Here is an 18,417-nt window from a genome sequence, read left to right on the forward strand (position 1 = left end):
GGCGTCCCGGCCTTAGTCTGGGCCCATGGAAACGGGAGGACCACCATGACCACACCCGCCGGACATGCTGCACGCCTGGCCAAGGCCCTGGCAGTTGTGCTGGGTACAGACGAGGTACCGCTGCGCCTGCGCGCTTGGGACGGTTCCGAGGCGGGGCCGGAGGGAGCGCCTGTCCTGGAGTTCCGTTCGCGCCGCGCCCTTCGCCGGATCCTGTGGTCGCCGGGCCAGCTTGGGTTGAGCCGGGCCTATGTAGCGGGCGAGATCGATTCCCCCGGGGACATCTTCGCAGCCTTCATGGCTTTGAGTTCTGCGGGCAAGTTCGCGGGACCGGGCCCTTTCCGGCCGCTGGGGCCCAGTGAGATCTGGACGCTGCTGCGCACTGCCATCCTGCTGGGAGCCTTGGGTCCCAATCCGGCGCCTCCGCCCGAGGAGGCCCGGATGGTGCGGAAGGGCCCGTTGCACTCGCGCCGCCGCGACTCGGCAGCCATCTCCCATCATTACGATGTGGGCAACGATTTCTACGCCCTGGTGCTGGGGCCGTCCATGGTCTACTCATGCGCGGTCTGGCCGGAAGGCAGTGACGCCACTGCAAGCACGGATTCCGGCAGCATTCCCGCTGGCGGGCTTGACGAAGCCCAGGAAGCGAAGCTGGACCTGGTGTGCCGCAAGCTGGGCCTGCGGCCCGGATCGCGGCTGCTGGATGTTGGCTGTGGCTGGGGAAGCCTTGCCCTCCACGCGGCCGGAAAGTACGGCGCAACCGTTGTAGGCGTCACTCTTTCCCATGAGCAGGCAAACCTTGCCCGCAAGCGGGCCGCCGAAGCAGGACTGACAGAGCGGGTGGACATCCGGGTTCAGGATTACCGGGACATCGGGGATGGACCATTTGATGCCATCAGCTCAATCGGCATGTCTGAACACGTGGGAAGGGAACAGACGCCGGCCTACGCGGCGGCACTGTTCGGACTGCTCCGGCCAGGCGGGCGGCTGCTGAACCATGCGATTTCCTGGAACGCGGGGCCAACAAAACCGGACCCGGACTCCTTTATCCCCCGCTATGTTTTTCCGGACGGGGAGATGATCAGCCTTGGCGAGATGGTGGCCGCGCTGGAGCGTGCCGGGTTTGAGATCCTGGACGTGGAGGCGCTGCGGCGGCACTACGCATTGACCCTCCGGGCCTGGGTCCGAAGGCTTGAGGCCAACTGGGAGAAGGCAGCAAAGCTGGCCAGTCCGGGGCGCGCCCGGGTCTGGCGGCTGTATATGGCCTCAAGCGCCCTGGGCTTCGAGAACGGGCTGACAGGCGTCAACCAGGTCCTGGTCCAGCGGACGGGCGGCGACGATCCGCCGCTGCGTCGGACCGCCTGGCTGTGAGAGGTCGGGGCACACATGCGAAAGGGACGGCCCCATGAGACCGTCCCTTTTGCATCCGCCCCGCCTTCCAGAGGCGGGGGAACATCCGGTGGAGCTGAGGGGACTCGAACCCCTGACCCCCTGCATGCCATGCAGGTGCGCTACCAGCTGCGCCACAGCCCCGGACTTTCGCTGCTCCTGAATGACTCCTGAAGCAACCTGTTCAGCTTAATGCACTTTTGCCTGCCACGCCAATCGGGCCCGCGGCCCCAGCACCGGGCGCGCGTACGTGCCGTGAGGCAGGATGGAAAGAAAAAATCCGCCGGAATCACAGTGATTCCGGCGGATTATCGGTGGAGCTGAGGGGACTCGAACCCCTGACCCCCTGCATGCCATGCAGGTGCGCTACCAGCTGCGCCACAGCCCCGAACTATTGCTGCTCCTTTGAGCTTTTCGGGCTTTCCCCGAAGCAACTCAAATATCTTAGAACAGCAATTCCGAAAATTCCAAATCGGGCATATTCGGCAGGATTTAGCGGATTTATTCGCTCTCGGACCCGGCTGTGGCCTTGGCGGAAGCGTCGTCTCCGAGCTGCAGGTCCACGACGGGGCAGTCCTTCCAGAGGCGTTCCAGGGCGTAGAAGACGCGGTCTTCCTCATGCTGAACGTGAATAACGATGTCCGAGTAATCCAGCAGGACCCAACGGCCGCCGGAACGGCCCTCGCGGCGCACCGGACGCAGGTCCTGCTTTGCGAGCTCTTCCTCGATACCGTCCACGATGGCATTGACCTGCCGTTCGCTGGGTGCCGATGCGATGAGGAAAACGTCGGCCAGGGCGAGCCGCTCGCTGACGTCCAGGGCGACGATGTCCTGCGCGATCTTGTCCGCGGCTGCCTTGGCGGCGGCGCGGGCTATGGTGATGGATGATTCTGATGCAGTCACGTGACTCCTTGTTGGGTTAAAGATGCAAACGGCCGGCCATTGCCGGTCAGCGGGACATACCGCTGATGATGAGGATGATGCCTGAGACCAGGGCCACGATTCCGAAGGCCAGGATGCAGAACTGCAGGACCCTGTTCCGGTTTGCCCGGGCAAGCCCGGCTGTAGCGGCGTCCAACGGGTCCAGGCCATGGGCGGACCTGGCAGGGATCCTGGGCAGGTCCTCGAAAAGGTCCTCAGCCTGGTGCTCGTCGGTCATGACAGACTGGGTGCGGGCAGCGGCTTCAGCCCTGGCAATGACCTGGGACCGGCCGGCTGCGGTACCGGCTGGGTCAGGGCGTTGAGTGCCCGGGGAGCGCCGCTTCTTGTTCCCCGACGGGGTTACTTTGCTTCCCGGACGTGTAGTCACCGGCACGTGCGAGGTTGCCGGCGGTTTCATGACGGGCCGGTCAATTCCCGGAACCTGCACGAACTCCAGCGGCGTGACCATCGCCAGGTTGTTGGCTGTGGAAGGCGCAGGCCGCTGGCCAGGCCCGGATGCAGGCTTGCCTGACTGGTCTGTCCTGTCAGGATCCCGGGTCAAACCGTGGACAGGGTCCTTCGGGGCCGGCTGCGGATTCCCGGCCTGTTCGGCCAGTTTCTGCTTCGCCATCGCCCTGCGGTTCATGACCGCTGCCCGTTCCGCCAAAGCAATCTGCTCCGCCAGGATCTCCGGGTCAACCGCCTCCGGATCCAGGGAAGCGATGTGCTCCATCTTGGCGATCTGGTTCTTCGCCTGCTCTGCAAGGAGGGTTCGGGCCGCCAGCGCCTGTTCGACGGTCATCCCCGGGGAGGCATCGGAACCGGGCTCCCCGGCGTGGGGCGTCGTCCCGTCCTGCACGCTGCTCTCCGCCGCACTGGCGCTGCGCGTGCCGGCCGACTCGTTGCTGCTGGTGTCCCTCTTGCCGGCGCCCTTCCCGGAGTCCCTGGCAGGAAGGGCCGGCGCGGCGGCCGGCGGCACAATGGGGTTGGCTGCCGTGAGCGCCTGTTCCTTCAGCTGCTGCAGGCGGAGCTGGCGCCGGGTGGGCGGACCGCCAGCGGAGAGCTGGCCCTCTTTTTCCTCAAGCTCCTTGATGGCACGCAGAGCAGCGCGGTCCCGGGCCCGGATCTGGGAGGAACGCTGGGTGGAGGCTTGGCCGGCCGCCGTATCGGTGGCACCGGGCACCGACGGAGCAGCAGCCGGTTTTGGGGCAGGGGAACGCTGTTCCGCGCCTGTCGAAGCGGACTCCTGTTGGGCATCCCTGGCCTTCCGGAGTTCCCGGCGGCTGCGGATGGGGGGCTGTTCCTGACTCATTGAGGACTCATTCAGTACTGGCTGGTTCGCGTGCTTGGGACGTTGGGACATCGGCTGGCGCGGCCTCGGCGTACAGGCCGTATTTGGCGATGTACTGCACCACACCGTCAGGCACCAGGTACCAGACCGGGTTGTTCGCTGCCACCCGGGTGCGGCAGTCGGACGAGGAGATGGCCATGGCCGGAACTTCAAGGAGGCTGACGTCATCGCGGCCCATGCCGTCAAGGACGTGGCCGGGCCGGGTCACTCCCACGAAGTGGGCCAGTGACCACAGTTCGTCAATGTCCTTCCAGGAAAGGATCTGCGCCAACGCGTCCGCGCCGGTGATGAAGAAGAGGTCTGCGTCCGGCCGCTGAGCCCGCAGGTCCCGGAGGGTGTCGATGGTGTACGTGGGGCCGGGCCGGTCAACGTCCACCCTGCTGACGGTAAAGCGGGGATTGGACGCTGTAGCGATGACCGTCATCAGGTACCGGTGCTCGGGCTCGCTGACCTGCTTATGGGACTTCTGCCACGGCTGGCCGGTGGGGACGAACACAACTTCGTCCAGGTCGAATTCCGCCGCCACCTCGCTGGCAGCGACCAGGTGGCCATGGTGGATGGGATCAAACGTCCCGCCCATCACGCCCAGCCTCAGCCTGCCGCTGGCACCCGAGCGGTGCAAAACGCGGGAAATGTTAGTGGCCCTGCCCGTGATCGTGTTTGTTCGGGTGCTGGCGGTGCGGGTCCGCGTGCTCCTCGGTGACGGCGTGGCGGTTGCCCAGGTTGGAGTAGGACAGCGTAATGAACATCAGCACCAGCAGGATGGCGAAGATCACCACCCCGAAGACCCACGGCTCAGCCCACAGCGGCGCGAGTTCGTGTTCTTCGCCTTCGGCGATGGTCGTGGCAATCTGCTGGAACAGCATTTTCTCCCCTTGGGCTCAAACGATCGTGGCAGCGGAAAGCGCCGCCGTTTCTGACTTCTGGTCTATGGTACCGCGCGCTACCCGCGGACCTGGCCCTCGCCCTGCACGATCCACTTGGTGGTGGTGAGCTCGGTCAGCCCCATGGGTCCCCTGGCATGCAGCTTCTGCGTCGAAATGCCCACCTCGGCACCCAGCCCAAGCTCGCCGCCGTCGGTAAACCGGGTGGACGCGTTGACGATGACCGCCGCGGAATCCACCTCTGCGATGAAACGCTCGGCGTTCGACAGGTCGTTGGTAAGGATCGCTTCGGTGTGCCCGGTGGACCAGGTGCGGATGTGTTTGACAGCTTCGTCCAGGCTGTCCACCATGGCCACCGCAAGGTCCAGGTTCATGTACTCGGTACCCCAGTCCTCATCCGTGGCGGGTTCCGACTCGATTGAGGCGGGAAGGGCGGCGCGGATCCGCTCATCGGTGTGCAACCGGACGCCCGCCTGGCGAAGCGCGGAGGCGACGGCGGGCAGCACCGTTGAGCCCGAGTGGACCAGGAGCGTCTCGACCGTGTTGCAGACACTGGGACGCTGCGTCTTGGCGTTGAGGAGGATCTCCACAGCCATGTCCTCACCGGCGGACTCGTCGATGAAGATATGCACGTTCCCCTCCCCCGTCTCAATGACGGGAACGGCGGAGTTGGTAACGACGGTCTGGATGAGTTCGCGGCCGCCACGGGGAATCAGCACGTCCACCCTGCCGCGTGCCTTCATGAGGACGTTGGCACCGGCGCGGCCGTACTGGTCCACTGTTTGGACGGCGTCGGCGGGAAGGCCCACCGACTCGAGCGCTTCGCGAAGTACGCTGACGAGCACCTCATTGGTGGCCTGGGCCGCACTGCCGCCCCGCAGGATCACGGCGTTGCCGCTTTTGAGGGCCAGCCCGGCGATGTCCACCGTGACATTCGGCCGTGCCTCGTAGATGGCCGCCACCACGCCCATGGGGACGTTGACCTGGCGGAGGCGCAGCCCGTTGGGGAGCGTCTGTCCGCGCACCACGTTGCCCACCGGATCAGGAAGGTTTGCCAGGATTTCCAGGGCGGCCACGAGTCCGTCAATCCGGGCGTCCGTGAGTGTCAGCCGGTCCAGCATGGCCGCGGAGGTGCCGTTGGCTTTTCCTGCCTCGACGTCCTTCGCATTGGCGGAAAGAATCGCCCGCGTATTCTCCTGGAGGGCTGTTCCTACAGCGCGGAGGGCGCGGTCCTTCCATGCCCGGTTTGCCATGGCCATCCGGCGCGCGGCATGACGGGAACGGTCGGCGATGGCATGCACTGCTGCTTCAACTTCGCCGGCGGACAGCGGGGCCTCGGCCGGAACGGGCGCTGCCGATGACTCGACCGGCTGCGTGGCGGCAGCAGCGGTGTCTCCGGAAAGGTCGGCAGTCTTGTGGGTCAGGGCCTCAGTCATGTTCCAAGTTTAGGCGAGCCGGAAGCTCAGACCAGCACCAGGTCGTCAACATGAACAACTTCGCGGTCGTAGCCGCTGCCGAGTTCCTCGCCCAGGTCCCGCGTGGACCGGCCCAGCATCCGGGGCAGTTCCGCGGAGGAGTAATTGACCAGTCCCCGCGCCACCACGGTGCCGTCAGCACCGGCGATTTCGACGGGGTCGCCCGCTTCAAAATCGCCGTGGACGGAGGAGATTCCGGCCGGCAGCAAGGAGGTGCGGTGGTGCCGCACAGCCTTGACGGCGCCGTCGTCCAGGACGAGCCTTCCCTGCACGGAGGCAACATGAGCCAGCCACAACAGGCGGACGGGTTTCCGGGCACCGTTGACGGTGAACCAGGTACCCACGTCCTCACCGCTGAGCGCGGCGCCGGCGTTGGCAGTGGACGTGACCAGGGCGTGGATGCCGGACCCGGCGGCCATGGATGCCGCCTCCACCTTTGTGAGCATCCCGCCGGTGCCGACGCCCGCTTTGCCGGTTCTTCCTATGGAGACGCCGGCCAGGTCATGTGGACCTTCCACCAGGGGGATCCGCTTCGCACCATGGGACGGCGGGCCGTCGTACAGGGAGTCGACGTCGGACAGCAGCACCAGCGCGTCGGCCCGGACCAGGTGGGCCACCAGGGCAGCAAGCCTGTCGTTGTCACCGAACCGGATTTCGTGCGTGGCCACGGTGTCGTTTTCATTGACCACCGGAACCACCCCGAGGTTGAGCAGCCGGTCCAGTGCGCGGAAGGCGTTGGTGTGCTGGCTGCGCCGCATCAGGTCTTCGGCGGTGAGCAGCACTTGGCTGACCGTAACGCCGTGGGCACCGAAGGCCTGGGTGTAGCGCGCCATCAACAAGCCCTGGCCCACGCTGGCGGCCGCCTGCTGGGTGGCGAGGTCCCGGGGGCGCTTCACCAGGCCCAGCGGTGCCAGGCCCGCCGCAATGGCACCCGAAGACACCAGGATGATTTCGGTTCCGGTGTTGCGCTTCGCGGCAAGCGCGTCTGCCAGGGCGGTGAGCGCCTCTTCCGAGATGCCGCCCTTGATGCTGGTGAGGGAGGATGAACCCACCTTCACCACGATGCGGCGTGCGCTGGCCAGCACCTTTCGATCAACGGACCGTGCCAGCGGCTCCGCTGCTGATGCCCTAGAGGTCATCGTCTGCGCCCAGTCCACTCTCCTTGAGCGGCTTGGCAACGCGGCGGCTGCTCACGGATTCGGTCCAGATGCCCGCCTTGCGCTCGGCTTCAAGCTCGGCGCGGGCAGCGGCTTTGGCGTCCTTGCGTTCCTGCTGTTCCTCGCGCTTCTGTCCGCGGGTGGGACGGTCGCCGAGGTCGGCAAAACGGACGTCCGTGCCTCGCGGCGACGCCAGCAGTTCAGCGCCCGCCATCATGGTGGGCTCCCAGTCGAAGACGACGCCGTCATCCTCGCCGATGACGACGGTATCGCCGGGCTTTGCGCCCTGCTTGAAGAGTTCGGTTTCGACGCCGAGCTTGGCCAGGCGGTCCGCAAGGTAGCCAATGGCTTCCTCATTGGTGAAGTCCGTCTGCTTGACCCAGCGTTCCGGCTTTTCGCCGATGACGCGGAACAGCGGCTCGAGGCCCTTCTCCTCCCGGCGGATCCTGAAGCCGGCCTCGTTGACGGCGCGGGGCTTGATGACCACCGGCTGCACCTTGGGCGGGGCCGCAGCAACAGCGTCGCGGGCTGCCTGGACGATTTCCGCCATGGCGAAGCCGAGCCGGCGCAGGCCCTCATGGCTTGTGGCGGAGATTTCGAAGACCCGGTAGCCGCGCGATTCCAGTTCCGGGCGGACGAACTCGGCCATGTCCTTGCCGTCCGGCAGGTCCACCTTGTTCAGCGCCACCAGGCGGGGCCGGTGGTTCAGGGGAACCACCTCCCCGTCCTGGCCGGCGTAGCTCATATCTACAGCGTACTTTTCCAGCTCAGCTTCAATAACGGCGAGGTCTGAGAGCGGATCGCGGTCCGCCTCGAGCGTTCCGCAGTCCAGGACGTGGACCAGTGCTGCGCAGCGCTCCACGTGGCGCAGGAAATGGTGGCCCAGTCCCTTCCCTTCGCTGGCACCTTCAATAAGGCCCGGCACGTCCGCGATGGTGAAGCGGACGTCGCCTGCCTGGACCACGCCCAGGTTCGGGACCAGCGTGGTGAACGGGTAATCGGCGATCTTGGGCCGGGCCGCGGACATGGCGGCGATGAGGCTGGACTTGCCGGCAGACGGGTAACCAACCAAAGCGATATCCGCGATGGATTTAAGTTCCAGCACGATGTCGCTGGCTTCGCCTTCGATGCCCAGCAGGGCAAAGCCCGGCGCCCGGCGCTTCTGGGAGGAGAGCGCAGCGTTGCCCAGGCCGCCGATGCCGCCTGCTGCGGCCACGTACTCGGTGCCCTCACCGACAAGGTCCGCCAGGACAGTGCCGTCCTTGGACTTGACCACTGTGCCGTCCGGGACAGGCAGGATGAGTGTCTCGCCGTTCTTGCCGCCGCGCCAGTCGCCCATGCCCGGGCCGCCGTTGCTGGCGTGGCGGTGGGGCGCGTGGTGGTAGTCCAGGAGGGTGGTGGTCTGGTGGTCCACGCGAAGGATCACGTCGCCGCCGTTGCCGCCGTTGCCGCCGTCGGGACCGCCCAGCGGCTTGAACTTCTCGCGGTGGACGGAGACGCACCCGTGGCCGCCGCTACCGCCGGATACGTGCAGTACTACCCGGTCTACAAAGCTGGCCACGTAAATCTCCTCAGTGCTGTTTCCTGGCCGCCCAAAGGCGCCAAGATGATTGTAATGCGGTTAAAAGAACAGTGGAGCGGACCATATGGCCCGCTCCACCGCTTCAGAACTGGTTGTTACTCTGCAGCTGCAGCAGCGACGATGTTGACGACGCGACGACCGCGGCGGGTGCCGAATTCAACGGCGCCCGGGGTCAGTGCGAACAGGGTGTCGTCGCCGCCACGGCCAACGCCGGCGCCCGGGTGGAAGTGGGTGCCGCGCTGGCGGACGATGATTTCGCCGGCGGAAACTACCTGGCCACCGAAGCGCTTGACGCCGAGGTACTGTGCGTTGGAGTCACGACCGTTGCGAGTGGAGCTCGCGCCCTTTTTATGTGCCATCTGAAATGCCTGCCTTTAAATTCTGGGGAATCTGCTGAAAAACCTGAACAGTAACGGAAGGTTACTTGATACCAGTGATCTTGACCTTGGTCAGTTCCTGGCGGTGACCCTGGCGCTTCTTGTAACCGGTCTTGTTCTTGAACTTCTGGATCACAATCTTAGGACCACGGAGGTCCTGGAGGATCTCAGCCGTAACAGTTACCTTGGCCAGGTCAGCAGCGGCAGAGGTGACCTTGTCACCATCAACCAGGAGCAGTGCGGGCAGCTGAATGGTGCTGCCAGCTCCACCGGCGACGCGGTTCAGGGTAACGAAGTCTCCAACGGAAACCTTCTCTTGGCGGCCGCCTGCGCGGACAATCGCGTACACCACTTGGGAACTCACTTCTCTCGACGTTTATTACAAATTTGCGTGCGGAACCCGGTTCCATAATTGGTTGGGCTCTCGCTGTGCCTCAACGCCGTGGGGTCATAACCCAAGTGTTGGCGTAAGCACCGAAGATCTAGAATACGCTAGTTTTGTCTTCGGCCGCAAATGAGGCTGGTTCCAGCGGGTTGTCTGTGATAGGTACCACACGACGTTTTCCCGGCCGGACCGCGCCCCACCATAGTACCCGCGGGACAGCCTTCCCGCTGTCAGGCATGAAGGCGCGGCGCGTCGAAGAATTCCACTTCCAGGCGGCAGGACTGCCTGAACGCCGTGATCATGGCGGCCCGTTCTGTCTCTGACGCTGCCCGCCCGGCCGCGTCCACGAGGGATATTGCTTCCCGGGTTGCTTCTGCGAAACCCTCATCGGCGTAGGTGCGGAGCCAATCGGCGTAGGGGTGCCCGGCGGGTTCGCCGGCAGCGACGAAGCGCCCGTGGAGTGCTGCGCCTGCCTCTGCGTAGAGCCAGAAACAGGGCAGGACGGCTGCCGCCAGGACACCGTAACTGCCCGAGGCCGATGCCGCCAGCAGGTGGTCGACGTAGGACTTGGTGACGGGGCCAGGCACGCGCTCGACCGGACGGGTGCTGAGCCAGGAGCGGTGCAGCTCCGATTCGACCTCGAGGCACTGCTGGGCGGACCGTGCCCAGAAGAGCTGTCCGGCTTCCGTCGGAGCGAGGGCACTGGCCCGGGCAAGCACCCGGGAGTAGCCGTTGAGGTAGATGGCGTCCTGGGCAAGGTAGTAGGCAAACTGGTTCTCCGGAAGGCTGCCCGAGGCCAGGTCCCCGATGAAGGGCAAGGCGTAGATGGCTTGCAGGTCCGTTTCCGCTTCCGTCCACAACTCGGCTGCGAAGCTGCCTTCCCCGCGCAGTGCCGGGAAGTGGTGGAAGTGATGGACGGGCCCGTTGCCGGTTCCCACGTCCAGTTGCGCCGAGGCCTCCAAGGCACCAGCCAGCCAGGGTTTGACCTCCCGGAGGGCTGCTTCCCAGTCCCCCAGCCGGGCCTGGACAGTGGCCATTGCCGAGGACAGGGAGCAGCCGGTGCCGTGGCTGTTCCTGGTTGCCACACGTTTCCCCGGAACCACCACCACGTCCCGGTCCAGCCCGCCGGCGGTATTGACGAGGGCATCGGGGCACTCATCCCCTGCCAGGTGCCCGCCCTTGACCAGCACCGTTGCACCCGTTACCGCAGCGAGTGTGCGGCCCTGTTCCAGGGCGCCTTCCCAGCTCTCCTGGACTGTCCCGCCCACCAGCATGGCAAGTTCGGCCAGGTTTGGCGTGATGAGGTGTGCCAGCGGCAGCAGCTGCCGCAGTGCGGCCTCGGCGGATTCCTGCAGGAGACGGTCACCGCTGGTTGCCACCATGACAGGGTCCACAACCACGACGCCGGGCCGCACCTTTTCGAGCCACGCCCGCACTGCTTCGATCACCGCAGCGTCGCCCAGCATGCCGATTTTCACGGCATCGATGTTGATGTCCTCACTGAGTGCATCGAGTTGCCGGGTGAGGAAGGCGGCGGGCGGAACGTGCACATCCTGCACACCGCGAGTGTTTTGCGCGGTGAGGGCTGTGATGGCGGCCATCCCGTAACCGCCGTGGGCAGCGATGCTTTTCAGGTCAGCCTGGATGCCCGCACCGCCGGAAGGATCGGAACCGGCAATGGAGAGGACGCGGGGGACGTCCCGCCGGCCGGGCCGGACGGCAGGAAAGACTGCAGGCGTGGCCTGGGAGGTGGCAGCGGGCATTGCAAGAGCAGTGGACAAGAGACATCCCTTCGCCGGTGCTAACCGGACAGGTTCAACGGGTCTGGATCTCAGCCGGCTCTCTGCGCGGCACCCCGTGTCGGTTCCCCAGCCTAGCTTTTTTGCCCTGCCCACGGCGAAGGTGACACATTGCGACTGGCACCGGGACAAGGGCGCAGGCCTTAAACAACGGATGCCCGGCCGCCACGAGGTGTAGCGGCCGGGCATCCGGTCACGTGTAGCGACTGCTCCTAGAGCTCCGAGGCGGGGACCCCGACGCCGAGAATGATCGGGGCCTCTTCGGGCTTGCTGCTGCCCGACCGGGCCGCCGGCGCCTTGGCCGCGTGGGAGTGACCTCCTGCCGCGGCCGGAGCATTCTCATGCTGCTGTACCGAGGTTTCGTTGGCCGCGCCCTGGGCACGGCTGGCACTCCGGTTGCGCCGCGCCCGCCGGGGGCGGGCCTGCTCCAGCGTGTGGTCCGAGTATTCCCTCTCCGCCGCACCGGGCGCCGTGCGCTGCGGCTGGACCGCTTCCGGTTCTCGCTGTTCCGGGGCCTGGGCAGGCTCCGGCGACCCTGGCTGCTCAACCACCGCTTCGGCGGCGGGAACTGGCTCCCCCAGGTGGGCGAACGCCTCGGCGAGCCGGTCCAGCGTGAGGGCAGGCTTTGGCTGCTGCTCCTCAGCGTGCTCGACGAAGGGCAGGACCACTTTCTCCCCGCCAAAGGTGAGGACTGCGGCAGGCCGGGAAGCCTCGCCGTCGTGCTTGTCCGCTTCTTCCGCCGGTGCTGCCGGCTGGGCCGGCGGCGCCTGCCTGGCAGCGGCCAGCTCATCGTCGTGCAGGTGGGCTGCGTGGGCAGCTGCCGCGATGTTGGCGAGGGCCAGCCGGGTGGCCTCGGCCTTGGCGTGCCGCTCAGCGTCCGAGGGGTCGGGATGGACGGTGTGGACCTGCAGAGCAGGGGCCGGGGCAACGTCAGGCTGCTGTCCGCCGCGGCCGCGGCGGCGTTTCCGGTCAGGACGAACGCCGGGCTGCGTGGTGTCCGCGCGCTGGACCTCACCACGGTTGCCCTCGGCACGGGGCTCCGGGCGGGTGTCAGTCCGCTGGACATGGTGCTCGGCCGCCACAATGTTGGCCCTGCGGTGTTCCACCGGGTCATCGTGGGTAACAACCCCACGGCCGGCACAGGCCTCGCACTGTTCGCCGAACACTTCGAGCAGTCCAGTGCCCATCCGCTTGCGGGTCATCTGCACCAGGCCCAGGGAGGTGACTTCGGCAACCTGGTGCTTGGTGCGGTCCCGGCCAAGGCACTCCACCATGCGGCGGAGAACAAGGTCGCGGTTGGATTCGAGGACCATGTCGATGAAGTCGATGACGATGATGCCGCCGATGTCACGGAGGCGCAACTGGCGGACAACTTCTTCCGCAGCCTCAAGGTTGTTCTTGGTGACAGTTTCCTCGAGGTTTCCGCCGCTGCCGGTGAACTTGCCGGTGTTGACGTCCACAACGGTCATGGCTTCGGTGCGGTCAATCACCAGCGAACCGCCGGAGGGCAGGAAGACCTTGCGTTCGAGCGCCTTGTGGATCTGCTCGTCAATTCGCCAGGCACTGAAGATGTCCTGGTCCTTGGTCCATTTCTCCAGGCGCCCCACCAGGTCCGGCGCCACGTAGGTAACGTACGCCTCGATGGTGTCCCAGGCTTCCTCGCCTGAGACGATCAGCTTGGAGAAGTCCTCATTGAAGACGTCGCGGACTACCTTGATGGTGAGGTCCGGTTCACCGTAGAGCAGCTCTGGAGCGAGGATCTTGGTGGACTTCGACTGGCTCTCGATGCCCTCCCACTGCGCGCGCAGCCGGTTGATGTCGTGCGTCAGCTCTTCCTCGGAAGCACCCTCGGCGGCGGTGCGGACAATAACGCCTGCCTGTTCCGGAAGGCGGTCCTTCAGGATCCGCTTGAGGCGGTTGCGTTCGACGTCGGGCAGCTTGCGCGAGATGCCGGTCATGGAACCGCCGGGCACGTACACCAGGTACCGGCCCGGCAGCGAGATCTGGCTGGTCAGGCGGGCGCCCTTGTGTCCCACGGGGTCCTTGGTCACCTGGACCAGGACGGTATCGCCGGATTTGAGGGCGTTCTCGATGCGCCGCTGCTTGCCCTCGAGGTTCACGGCTTCCCAGTTCACCTCACCGGCGTACAGGACGGCGTTACGGCCGCGTCCGATGTCCACGAAGGCAGCTTCCATGGAGGGCAGCACGTTCTGGACCTTGCCCAGGTACACATTGCCGATCAGGGAGTCCTGCTGGGTCTTCGATACAAAGTGCTCAGCCAGGACGCCGTCTTCGAGGACGCCAATCTGGATTCTGTCATCGCGCTGGCGCACAATCATCTGCCGGTCCACGGATTCCCGGCGGGCCAGGAATTCTGCTTCGGTGATGACGGTACGGCGGCGGCCGGTGTCGCGGGATTCGCGGCGGCGCTGCTTCTTGGCTTCCAGGCGGGTGGAGCCCTTGACGCTGGTGACGCGGTTGTTCACGACGGGTTCGGTGACGGCGCGGGGTGCGCGGACGCGGGTGACCGTGTTGGGCGGATCGTCGTCTCCCCCGCCCGTCAGCTCAAGGTCCTGGTCCCCGCGGCGGCGGCGGCGACGGCGGCGGGACGTCACGCCTTCATCAGCCTGCCCGGCGGACTCCTCATCGGCGTCGTCGGCATCGCTGTCCGCGCCATCGACGCTTTCTGCATCTCCTTCACCGTCGCGCTCACCGGTCCGGCTCCGGCCGCGGCGACCGCGCCCACGGCGCCTGCGGCGGTTGCCGGCGTCGTCTGCGTCCTCTTCCGCTTCGTCTTCCTCAGTTTCTTCAGCTTCCACCGGTGCAGGACGGACAACGGTGCTGAGGTCAGGAGCCTGGAAAAGTACCGAGGTGGCGGAACCAGGTTCCATGAACAGGGAGCCGAACGGGCTGGCCGGGGCGGCGGGTTCAGCGTCCTGCGGGGCGGCAGCGGCGGGTTCAGCGTCCTGCGGGGCTGCCACCGGGGCAGCTGCCTGGGCCGGGGCGGAAGCTTCGCCGGCCGGCTGCGTCTGCGGGGCGTCGCCGCCAGCCTGCCCGGCAGCCTGGGCTGAGAGCTCCGCGGCGTCTACAACCGGTGCACTGATCTCCGACGCGGCGAAGGAGGAGGCTTCAGCCGGTGCGGCGTCAGCAGATGGCCCTGCGGCCTCCCCGGGAGCGGGCTCTGCCTGGGCGGACACGGGGGCAGAGGTCTTTCGGGTGGCAACGCGGCGGCGCCGGACAGGTTTCGTGTCCTCCGCGGCAGCACCGGACGGTTCGCCTCCACCTACGCCCCGGGCACCAACATCGACGGTTGCTGCAGCGGGTGTGGCAGTCTCCGCAGCGGGTGTGGTGGTCTCCTCGGCGAAAGCCGGAAGCGGCTCGGCTGTGTCAACCTTTTTCCGCGAGCGGCTCCGGCGGACGGGGGTCTTGGCAGCCCCGGCTTCTGGTGCTTCACCGGCGGACGGATCCGCACTGTCCCCGGGCGCTGTAACTGCGTCGGAGAGGCCAGCTTCAGCGATCAGTGGGTCGCCGGCCTTGGGAGCTGCTTTCCGCCGGGTCCTCGTGGCCTTCTTCGGCGCGGGATCGGCATCCGTGACAGCTGCTTCATCATTAACGGCTGGAACTTGTTCATTATCCATATGTGGCAACACTCCTGCCCCTGACGTACCGCCACATCCGGCACCCATTGGGGCACATATTGTCAAAACCCGCAGGCATTGACAGAAGTCAAGTGGATACCCCCAGGTTCGCACCGGCTGTGGGGTGCGGCAGCCCGTGGGGGCCGGCAGGATGTTCTGAAACCCGTTGTTCACGTGCCACAACCAGGTGCCGTCCAATGGAGTTGCGGGACCTGGATTGATGATTCCGGGTCCTGCGCTGCTCATCATTGGCGGTCTTGCGAACAAGCTACCGGACTGGAATCCGAATGTGGATCGGGCTCCAGCCACGTTCATTCTCTCATACCCGGGCTATTTCACGGTGGAAGCGGCAGCACCCGTTCCCGTACCTGAAGGGTCTTTCCAGCGTCCGGCGTTACAATCGGGCAAGGACCACCCGATGAAAAGGACGCCTCGACAATGCCCAGCATCTCCCCCGTCAACGGCACCCACGCGCCGGAACGGCCTGTGGCTCCGGACAGCAGTACAACCGGAACCCGCCCGCCTATGACCCGCAACCGCCAGCTTGGCTGGCTGATGGTCATCACCGGAGTCGTGGGGTGGATTGCCTCCGGGATCCTGGTCCTCGAAAAACTGGAGGTCCTTAAGGACCCCAACCACACGACCGTGTGCGACGTGAACCCGTGGATCTCCTGCGGACAGGTGATGCAGACGTGGCAGAGCTCGCTGTTTGGCTTCCCCAACATGTTCATCGGCATCGTTGCCTTCGCCATCGCCATCACCGTGGGCATGTCACTTCTCGCCGGAGCCACCTTTGCCCGCTGGTACTGGCTGGGCCTGCAGGCCGGTGTCACGCTGGGCTTTGCGTTCGTGGTGTGGCTGTGGTCCCAGGCGCTCTACGTGATCCACGTTCTCTGCCCGTTCTGCATGGTTGTCTGGGCGGCCATGATTCCGTTGTTTGTCTGGGTGACAATCCGGAACATCACCACCGGGGTCATTCCGGCCCCAGCCAATGCTGCCCGCATTCTGGGTGACTCCGGCTGGATTATCACCGCCCTGCTGTACGTGGCCGTCATCGCCACCATCTTCTTCGCCTTCATCCAGGTCTTCGCCGGGACCTCGGGGTTCTGAACCGCCCCGCACAAAAGCCCCTGGTTCGCCATGAACCAGGGGCTTTCTGCTGTCCGGGAGGGTGTCAGCCCTGGAACCAGATCTTGATCTCGCGCTCGGCGGAATCGGTGGAGTCGGAGCCGTGGACCAGGTTCTGCTGGACCTTCAGGCCCCAGTCCCGGCCGAAGTCGCCACGGATGGTGCCGGGGGCCGCGGTGGTGGGATCGGTGGTGCCGGCCAGGGAACGGAAGCCCTCGATGACCCGGTGGCCCTCGAAAATGGCCGCCACCACAGGACCGGAGAGCATGAATTCCACCAGGGGCTCGTAGAAGGGCTTGCCCACGTGTTCCTCGTAGTGCTGTTCCAGGAGGTCGCGTGTGGCCTCAACCTTCTTCAGCTCGGCCAGGGTGTAACCCTTGGCTTCGATCCGGGCCAGGATGGCGCCCGTGAGGTTGCGGGCGACGCCGTCGGGCTTGATCAGGACGAGGGTGCGCTCAGTAGTCACAACTGCTCCAATGCGTTGGTAAGGGGTTTCGGCATCAAGTCTACGGGGACTGGGGCTGCTGGCCGGGACCGGCCTGGTCCGGTTGGGCTGCTTCCCATGCCGCTTGCTCGCGGGCCCGCGCCCCGGCTTCCCGGTCCAGCCTGATGCCCGTACGGATGCCGTACCACCAGGCGGCTGCGAACAGGGCGCCCACCAGGAACATGGCCGGTTCGAAGATGCCGGAGAGGATCAGGACGAGTTGCAGGATCCATCCCAGGCCCATGCCCCAGGGCCTGGTGAGGAAGGCGCAGGCCACGATCATCACCACGCTCAGCCCGATGCCAACCCCGAGGATCACGGCAGGCGGAAACTCCCCGCGGCGGAGTCCAAATACTGCCAGCGTGGCGAAGAACATGACGAAGGCTTCCAGCAGCAGTACCGTCGAAGCGAACATCACCTTGGTGGAACGCCGTTTTTTGGGCATGCCCGGGCGCCACTCGCGCTGGGCTTTGGTAAGCCTGGCCATAGCCTACGCCTCCGTCTTTCCGAGCAGGATCCGCGCTTCGGCCACCAGCGTGATGGAGCCGGTGACGAGAACGCCGCCGGAGAGGTCGTCGTTCGCTTCGGCCCGTTCCACAGCCCACTCCAGGGCGTCGTCGAGCTTCTCGGCGATGTGCACGTTGTCCTCGCCGAAGCCAAGCTCAACCGCAAGTTCGGCGAGCTCTGCTGCCGGCACGGCCCGGGGCGAATTCGACTGCGTAAAGCAGTACTCCTCGGCCATCCCGCCCAGGGACTCCTTCAGCTGCCGGAGGATCTCCTCGGCATCCTTTTCCTTCAGCACTCCTACCACCGGCACCAGCCTGGTGAACGTGAAGGCTTCCTGCAGGGCGGCGGCGGAGGCCTTAATGCCGTCCGGGTTGTGTGCAGCGTCCACAACAATGGTGGGTGCTGTCCGCACGACTTCAAGGCGTCCCGGGGACGTCACGTCTGCGAAGCCCTCCTGCAGCACCTCGAAGTCGAGTTCCTTCTCACCGCCGAAGAAAGCCTCGAGCGCTGCCACCGCGACGGCGGCGTTCTGGGCCTGGTGGGCGCCGTGCAGCGGGACGAGGAGTTCCGGGTAGCGGCCGGCGATGCCCTGGATGGTCACCATCTGCCCGCCAACGGCCACCGTCCGGGAGTCGACACCGAATTCCACGCCTTCGAAGCGGAACGGCACCCCCACGTCCTTGGCCTTGTCCAGCAGGACCTGGGCAGCGTCCAGTGGCTGCGCGGCGCTGATGAGGTAGCCGCCCGGCTTGATGATGCCGGCCTTCTCGTAGGCGATATCCTCCGTGGTGTCACCCAGCAGGTCCGTGTGGTCCAGGGAGATCGGGGTGATGACGGAAACCTGGCCGTCTCCCACGTTGGTGGCATCGGTGATTCCGCCGAGGCCTACTTCGATGACCGCGACATTAACCGGCTGGTCCGCGAAGATGGCGAACCCCAGGATGGTGAGGCATTCGAAGTAGGTCAGCCGGGGCTCGCCGGCGGCCTCAAGCTCGGAGTCCACAATCTGCAGGTAGGGGCGGATTTCGTCCCAGATCCTGACGAAGGTTTCATCCGGGACCGGGTGCCCGTCGATGCTGATCCGCTCCGTCACCTTGGACAGGTGCGGGCTGGTGTACCGCCCGGTGCTCAGCCCGTGGGCGCGCAGGACGGACTCGATCATGCGCGCGGTGGAGGTCTTGCCGTTGGTCCCCGTGACGTGGATGATCGGGAACGCCTTGTTGGGCTCCCCCAGCACGTCCATGGCCCGGAACAGCGGGGCAAGCCGCGGCTCCATTTTGTTCTCCGGCGCCCGGCCCAGCAGTTCGGCGTAGACGCTCTCTACGGAAAATTCGTCAGTCATG

Annotated in this window: 16 protein-coding genes, 2 tRNA genes and 1 riboswitch; of the genes, 2 read left to right on the forward strand and 16 right to left on the reverse strand. The window is 65.9% G+C overall.

Annotation, left to right across the window (positions count from 1 at the left end):
• Positions 1 to 45 precede the first annotated feature (45 nt).
• Entirely contained in the window at positions 46 to 1,368 is a 1,323-nt protein-coding gene (locus CXX84_RS06120) for a class I SAM-dependent methyltransferase (protein WP_102975788.1), read from the forward strand.
• Between the two features lie 89 nt (positions 1,369 to 1,457).
• Here the strand turns inward: CXX84_RS06120 and CXX84_RS06125 are convergent.
• The 13 genes from CXX84_RS06125 to CXX84_RS06185 form a co-directional block, all read right to left on the reverse strand.
• Positions 1,458 to 1,530: transfer RNA gene (locus tag CXX84_RS06125), tRNA-Ala, on the reverse strand.
• A 171-nt stretch (positions 1,531 to 1,701) separates the two neighbouring features.
• Positions 1,702 to 1,774: transfer RNA gene (locus tag CXX84_RS06130), tRNA-Ala, on the reverse strand.
• A 113-nt stretch (positions 1,775 to 1,887) separates the two neighbouring features.
• The gene (rsfS, locus tag CXX84_RS06135; protein ID WP_102975789.1) at positions 1,888 to 2,289 is read right to left on the reverse strand and encodes a ribosome silencing factor; all 402 of its coding nucleotides are present in this window, start codon (positions 2,287 to 2,289) and stop codon (positions 1,888 to 1,890) included.
• Positions 2,290 to 2,335: 46 nt separating this feature from the next.
• Entirely contained in the window at positions 2,336 to 3,619 is a 1,284-nt protein-coding gene (locus CXX84_RS06140) for a hypothetical protein (protein ID WP_102975790.1), read from the reverse strand.
• A gap of 7 nt (positions 3,620 to 3,626) precedes the next feature.
• Positions 3,627 to 4,253 (reverse strand): nicotinate-nucleotide adenylyltransferase, encoded by a 627-nt coding sequence (nadD, locus tag CXX84_RS06145; protein WP_262982126.1) that lies wholly within the window; start codon positions 4,251 to 4,253, stop codon positions 3,627 to 3,629.
• 40 nt (positions 4,254 to 4,293) lie between these two features.
• Positions 4,294 to 4,524, reverse strand: a complete 231-nt coding sequence (locus tag CXX84_RS06150) for a hypothetical protein (protein WP_102975792.1) — start codon at positions 4,522 to 4,524, stop codon at positions 4,294 to 4,296.
• A gap of 77 nt (positions 4,525 to 4,601) precedes the next feature.
• The gene (locus tag CXX84_RS06155; RefSeq protein ID WP_102975793.1) at positions 4,602 to 5,978 is read right to left on the reverse strand and encodes a glutamate-5-semialdehyde dehydrogenase; all 1,377 of its coding nucleotides are present in this window, start codon (positions 5,976 to 5,978) and stop codon (positions 4,602 to 4,604) included.
• Between the two features lie 26 nt (positions 5,979 to 6,004).
• Positions 6,005 to 7,156: a glutamate 5-kinase gene (gene proB, locus CXX84_RS06160; RefSeq protein WP_102975794.1), complete on the reverse strand. Its 1,152-nt coding sequence runs from the start codon at positions 7,154 to 7,156 to the stop codon at positions 6,005 to 6,007.
• Complete coding sequence (gene obgE, locus CXX84_RS06165; protein ID WP_102975795.1) at positions 7,146 to 8,735, reverse strand: GTPase ObgE; 1,590 nt, start codon at positions 8,733 to 8,735, stop codon at positions 7,146 to 7,148. Before obgE ends, proB begins: the two co-directional genes overlap by 11 nt.
• 116 nt (positions 8,736 to 8,851) lie before the next feature.
• Positions 8,852 to 9,115, reverse strand: a complete 264-nt coding sequence (rpmA, locus tag CXX84_RS06170; RefSeq protein ID WP_009372867.1) for a 50S ribosomal protein L27 — start codon at positions 9,113 to 9,115, stop codon at positions 8,852 to 8,854.
• Between the two features lie 61 nt (positions 9,116 to 9,176).
• Entirely contained in the window at positions 9,177 to 9,485 is a 309-nt protein-coding gene (gene rplU / locus CXX84_RS06175; RefSeq protein WP_066276623.1) for a 50S ribosomal protein L21, read from the reverse strand.
• Positions 9,486 to 9,748: 263 nt separating this feature from the next.
• Entirely contained in the window at positions 9,749 to 11,281 is a 1,533-nt protein-coding gene (thiD, locus tag CXX84_RS06180) for a bifunctional hydroxymethylpyrimidine kinase/phosphomethylpyrimidine kinase (RefSeq protein ID WP_102975796.1), read from the reverse strand.
• A gap of 7 nt (positions 11,282 to 11,288) precedes the next feature.
• Positions 11,289 to 11,386, reverse strand: a riboswitch (TPP riboswitch).
• A gap of 143 nt (positions 11,387 to 11,529) precedes the next feature.
• Entirely contained in the window at positions 11,530 to 14,955 is a 3,426-nt protein-coding gene (locus tag CXX84_RS06185) for an Rne/Rng family ribonuclease (protein ID WP_102975797.1), read from the reverse strand.
• A 438-nt stretch (positions 14,956 to 15,393) separates the two neighbouring features.
• Here CXX84_RS06185 and CXX84_RS06190 point away from each other — a divergent pair, with 438 nt between their 5' ends.
• Positions 15,394 to 16,065 carry a vitamin K epoxide reductase family protein gene (locus tag CXX84_RS06190; RefSeq protein WP_102975798.1) on the forward strand — a complete coding sequence of 224 codons (672 nt, stop codon included), beginning with the start codon at positions 15,394 to 15,396 and terminating at the stop codon, positions 16,063 to 16,065.
• A gap of 64 nt (positions 16,066 to 16,129) precedes the next feature.
• On the opposite strand, the gene ndk is transcribed toward CXX84_RS06190, so the two are convergent.
• From ndk to CXX84_RS06205, 3 genes are read right to left on the reverse strand one after another with little or no spacing between them, the layout of a single operon-like run.
• Positions 16,130 to 16,549, reverse strand: coding sequence for a nucleoside-diphosphate kinase (gene ndk / locus CXX84_RS06195; RefSeq protein ID WP_102975799.1), 420 nt, complete (start codon positions 16,547 to 16,549; stop codon positions 16,130 to 16,132).
• 40 nt (positions 16,550 to 16,589) lie between these two features.
• The gene (locus tag CXX84_RS06200) at positions 16,590 to 17,054 is read right to left on the reverse strand and encodes a DUF4233 domain-containing protein (protein ID WP_102975800.1); all 465 of its coding nucleotides are present in this window, start codon (positions 17,052 to 17,054) and stop codon (positions 16,590 to 16,592) included.
• Positions 17,055 to 17,057: 3 nt separating this feature from the next.
• Positions 17,058 to 18,416: a bifunctional folylpolyglutamate synthase/dihydrofolate synthase gene (locus tag CXX84_RS06205; RefSeq protein ID WP_102975801.1), complete on the reverse strand. Its 1,359-nt coding sequence runs from the start codon at positions 18,414 to 18,416 to the stop codon at positions 17,058 to 17,060.
• Position 18,417 lies beyond the last annotated feature (1 nt).

The sequence above is a fragment of the Arthrobacter sp. AFG7.2 genome (assembly GCF_002892835.1).
In the GTDB taxonomy this organism is placed as follows: Bacteria; Actinomycetota; Actinomycetes; order Actinomycetales; family Micrococcaceae; genus Arthrobacter.